A 4,829-nucleotide genomic window follows, 5' to 3' on the forward strand; every position below is an offset into this window, starting at 1 on the left:
GACATCCTCGAGTTTCGACCGTGCGTCGTTGCGCAACTCGTTGGTCTTGCCGGAGATGTACTTGCGTACCGAAGAAGGACTGCGGCCGATCTTCCGGGCCACCTCGTTCACTCCCCCGAGCCGCGCGATGGCGGCACGACGTTGTGCCAACTCGGCGACTTCCGCATGGGGGATGCGTCCTTGCTGGGCCCAGCGGCGCAGTGTACGGTCCGACGGGGCGAGGCGGCCGGCGTCGATGGCTGCCTGTCGCAGGCCGTCGTTGCCGATCTCGGTGCGGATCTGCCTGACCGAGACTCGCGAGGTCAGCCCGGCCAGGCCCCTACCGGTTTCTTGTGCTTTGGCGACACCGGCAGCTGCCGCAGCTGCGACGGTGACCTTCATGCCGTCGAGGCCGACCGTTTTCTGCGGCACCGCTTTCGACCGAGGTTTGGGCAGATGCAGCGCCATCTACCGCTCCTCGTCGGTGTCGGCGCCGTAGGCCGCAGCGATAGCCAGCCGCACCTCATGGGTGGTCTCGGCTTGCGCGAATCCCAACAGCATCTCGTCGGTGAGGTCGACGTGCTTTTCGAGAGTCATCTTGCCCAACGCGTCACTGTCGTCGGCGAGGGTCTGCCCCTCACCCACCAGGTACACCCATGAGTCGGTCATCGTGCGAATCGGCCAACGACCGGTCTCACGGGCGATGCGCATTGCAACGCGGCGGCCACGCCACCGGCAGTGAGCCATGATCGCGGCCCGCCACAACGGCTGATGGTGATGTTGCATGCGAGTCGCGATCCACATGTCCGGATTGACCATCCGGCCGACATAGCCCTTGTAGCAGGCGCCGAGAAAACGTTTCATGGCAACGTCGCCGGTGCCGACGGCCACCGCGCGGGCCTCGCGCAACACCTTCGCCCACTTGTCCAGGGCGCGACCTTGTTCCTCGTAGACCCAGGCCTCGGTGACGTCGAGGTCGTCGACATCGAGCCCCATTCCCCCGTCGGCGATGGGCGCGCACAGTCCGTCGAGACTGACGGTAGTGATCCATGTCTGTACCGGCCGGTCGTCGAGCATCGCCGGATGCGGTAGCGGCAGCTTCTCCGGTAGACCGAATTGCGCTGCGGCGGGCAGAGTCACGCGCCAGAGGCCGAAAGCCGGCTTGTCGACTGCTGCGGCGGCTGCGGCATCGTCACCGACGAGATTGCGGATCCGGCCGTAGCCGAACGACAGCATGCCCGCCGAAGCCAGATACGCGGCGCGCTGGTCGATGGTGACCAGCGCGGAGGCACCATCGAGGTCGTCGGTGTCGGGGATACGGGACCAGCCGGCGGCCGGCTCGAGGTCCCCGCGCGGGGCGTCGGCGATCGGTGGGAGGGGCCCGCCGGCGGTGACGACGATGCCTTTGCCGGTGCGGAGGCGTTCACGTCGGATCTTGTCCAGTACGGCGGCACCGGTGCGGGCGGGGGTCGGGCCGGGCAGGGTGTCGAGGTGCTTGACGGACCAGGCCAGGCGGCGGCCGAGTTCGCGGGCGGCGGGACGGTCGTCGTCGGGCAGATAGGTACCGGCGGCGGGGTTGCCTAGGATGCCCATGTCTCCGACGCGGTTACCCCAGCCGAAGTCCTTGTTCCAATAGGTCCACACGTAGGGCTCGAGGACGAGATCGACCATCTGGGTAGCTTTACCGACCTTGCGGAGGAGGTGGATGACGTAGCCGGGATCGCCGCGCAGTTCCCAACCTGCAGCGATCAGAGGCGGCAGAGTGGCAGCGATAGCGTGGGTCAGCTCGGTCGCAGCGCGTTGGCGGAGTTGTTCGAGGTCGTCGACGTCGTCTTCACTGCCGGGGTCGATCGTCCAACCGAGCTGGGCGCACGAGTCGATCCCGACGAACCACACCTGTGCAGTGAGTCCGTGCGGAGTCAATGCTGCCCAGTGCAGCAGCTTGTCCAGCTTCTCGATCGAGTCGACCGGTCCGGTCAGACGGGCACCTGACGGTGTGTAAGTGGCTTCGGCGGTGACGATGATGGCGTGACCGTCCGCATCCTCGGTGACAGCTAGCGACTCCCATGGTCGAGGCTCGGCCGGAAGATCCGGCACATCGTCGGTGCCGGCGGCAACATCCGCGTCGGATGAGGCGATATCAGCGTCGGTGGCCGGCAGATCTTCCGGTGGCGTATCGGGCGTGTCGGACGTCGGCTCTTCGGAGACAGGTGACTCGACCGTCGGCTCTTCGGATTCGGGATCGAGATCGAAAAGAGGGATCTGGTCGTCGATTCCGCTCATCGGCTCACCACTGCAGTCCTTCTGCGATCCACCGGCGCCGTCGCCGAATCGTGCCTACCGGAGCTCGAGCGCATCGATGAGCTTGCGGCGCTCGTCATCGGTGAAGTGCTTACGCACTGCCGCGGCAAGCACATCCGGATCTGCGCCGAGTCGTTTGAGCGCCTGGGCCACCTTGTCCACCGGCTCGAGTTTGTTCGCAGGCTCCTTCGGCTGCGACTCCTCGGAATCAGGAGCCTCAGCCTCGACTTCGGGTTCCGGCTCAGGATTCTGTGCCGCTTGCCATGCCGCGACCTGTTCCTCGAGCGGAACTCGGGCCAGGGATCGGGCTTGACGAACGGCGAGATCGCCTGCACGCAGGGCTGTTTGCAGTTCGGGTGCGAGTTTGAGCAGGGCGCGACGCTGGGACACCCAGCCTTTGGAACGGCCGAGTTTCTTCGCTGCTGCGTCGGCGCTGCCGAACTCGGAAACCATCAGCTCGACGGCCTTGGCTTCTTCGAGGACGTCGAAGTCACGGCGGTCGATGTTCTCACTTGTTGCAGCCCAGAGAATCTCTCCTCTGTCGGTGGCGATGCTGTCGCGCAGGACGACATCGAGTCCGGGGCGCCCGTACTTCTGGGCGGCAGCGAGGCGACGGTTGCCGTTGACGACGATGTACTCGGCAGTGCCGATATCGTCTTCGTCTTCGGGCCACAGTTTCAGCCAGGCCGCGCGGCTGACGACGGTTCCCGGTTGCAGTTGCCGGTCGACGATCGTGGCCAGGTCGGACAGGTCCCCGAGTTCGTCGCGTGGGTTTCTGGGGTTGGCAACGAGCCGGCCGACGGGAACATCAGCGAGCAGTTGACCTTCGACGGGTCGGGCAACAACCTTGTACGGTGTGGGAGTGCGCTTACGGTCTACCGGAGAGTTGTCGCCTACTGCTCCGACCAGGGAGGCGAAGTTTGCGCGCCCACCCTTGGGCGCCATCAGCGACCACCGTCCGCGAGCTCGAGACTGAGCTTGTAGAAATCCTCCCGGGCCTGCAGAGAGACGCGGTTGGCTTCGTACTCGGTGACGACCCTGCCCTCAGCGGCGGCTCGAGTGTGAACCTTGTAGTGCCGCACGACGGTTCGCGCAAGTGGCCACCCGTTGGCCTGGACGAATTCTCGCGTCTGTTCGAGATCGACCTTGCCGTCCCGGGGGTCCCAGTTGTTCACAACGACAATGAATTTCTTACCGAGAGGTTCGATGACCTGCTTGATGGTCCGAGCCGTAGGGTCGAAGCAGAGCGGTTCGGGCTCGATCGGAACGATGACCAGATCGGCGACTTCGAGGACGGCGCGTAGGGCGTCGGCGGAGCTGCCGGTCCCGAGCACATCGGTGCCGTCGTCGGCGCCGGACAGATCGATCCAGCCCGGGGTATCGACATAGACGTGCTTGATACCGGGAAGTTTGTCGAGATTGCGGAGCACGTCGAGATTGTCGTGAACCTGGTCGATCAGGAATGGCAATTCCTGGACGCGAGAGGCCCACCAGACGGCGGATCCCTGGGGGTCCACCGAGATCGCTGCTACCGGGGACTGGACGTCGTCATCGTCGCCGGCAGTGAGAACGTCCGCTTTTACTGCGGCGAGATTCATTGTAAGGGTGGATTTTCCGACGCCGCCCTTTTGGTTGAGCATGACATGAACAGCCATAGGTTACCTCCGTATGCTTCACCCCACGGTGGGGCTACTTCGGACTACGCTTCGCCATCTTCTGGCGGAGATGACGGTTGCGCCCGCATCGCCGCATCGGTGCTGATGCAGTTCGACGAGGCGCGCAACTCGTACAATAGACCCTTACAGGTCTACGGAACAACCTTTCGCCGTATCATCTCAGATGTGCTCCGCTACCTGACTTTGCACGAGGTTGCCGACCGTGTCGGTATCACCTACAACACCGCCAAAGGTTATCTACGGAAAGGTGTTCTGCCGCAAGCCGATGCCTCCATCGGCCCCCGATTCGGTTGGCTCCCTGAGACTGTCGACGCATGGATGGAAACCCGGCCGGGTCGCGGCCGACGAACACAGGCGGGCACTCCCCCGACCTACGTCCGGCTGGGTTCGACGCCAGAGAATCTGTGACCGCTTCAGCGTGTCGTGAATGCCCCGAGGCGTCGCGCGATGGAGCGACACTTTCCACAGGAGGCGAAAAGCATTTCCTACCCCTCTCCCATTTCGTCACAGTGACGTTAAATACCTGAGGATTTCTGGCGTAAGGAACTGCAGTCACAGCGTCTCGAGTCCCTTGAGCGACGCGGAAGTTACACAGACGACGGGACGGACGAGGCTCCGAGTTCCTGTTCTACCGAGATTGCTTTCGCATAGCGACCGAGCTGGCGCAGCGGTACTGGTTCAGGTTCTCGAGCGGCCGGTGGTTTACCGCGGTAAACCACCGATGCGGGTACCCCTTCGAGGTCGCGTCGCGCACGGATCGACCGCACGTCCGACTCTTGCTCGATCACGAAACTCGCCTCCAAGTCATACGACGCGTACTCAGGCAGGGGGCGCGCCCCTGATGCGACATCGCATCGCGCACGATCGCCCAGC

Annotated in this window: 4 protein-coding genes and 1 pseudogene; 1 reads left to right on the plus strand and 4 read right to left on the minus strand. The window is 64.2% G+C overall.

All coding sequences use genetic code 11. The features are described from left to right. The 4 genes and pseudogenes from R1101_RS0115995 to R1101_RS0116010 all read right to left on the minus strand — a co-directional run. Window positions 1-447 (minus strand): annotated as a pseudogene (locus R1101_RS0115995) (hypothetical protein); the annotation flags it as partial. Beyond that, complete coding sequence (locus R1101_RS0116000; RefSeq protein WP_016934392.1) at window positions 448-2,262, minus strand: hypothetical protein; 1,815 nt, start codon at window positions 2,260-2,262, stop codon at window positions 448-450. A 54-nt stretch (window positions 2,263-2,316) separates the two neighbouring features. Next, window positions 2,317-3,225, minus strand: coding sequence for a ParB/RepB/Spo0J family partition protein (locus R1101_RS0116005; RefSeq protein WP_016934393.1), 909 nt, complete (start codon window positions 3,223-3,225; stop codon window positions 2,317-2,319). Next, window positions 3,225-3,935 carry a ParA family protein gene (locus R1101_RS0116010; RefSeq protein WP_026003342.1) on the minus strand — a complete coding sequence of 237 codons (711 nt, stop codon included), beginning with the start codon at window positions 3,933-3,935 and terminating at the stop codon, window positions 3,225-3,227. The genes R1101_RS0116005 and R1101_RS0116010 overlap by 1 nt, the downstream gene beginning before the upstream one ends. A gap of 99 nt (window positions 3,936-4,034) precedes the next feature. On the opposite strand from R1101_RS0116010, the gene R1101_RS31055 reads away from it, so the two are divergent. Continuing rightward, window positions 4,035-4,364 carry a helix-turn-helix transcriptional regulator gene (locus tag R1101_RS31055; RefSeq protein ID WP_232284768.1) on the plus strand — a complete coding sequence of 110 codons (330 nt, stop codon included), beginning with the start codon at window positions 4,035-4,037 and terminating at the stop codon, window positions 4,362-4,364. Window positions 4,365-4,829: the final 465 nt, after the last annotated feature.

Source organism: Rhodococcus sp. R1101 (genome assembly GCF_000278445.1).
GTDB classification, from domain to species: Bacteria; Actinomycetota; Actinomycetes; order Mycobacteriales; family Mycobacteriaceae; genus Rhodococcus; species Rhodococcus gordoniae.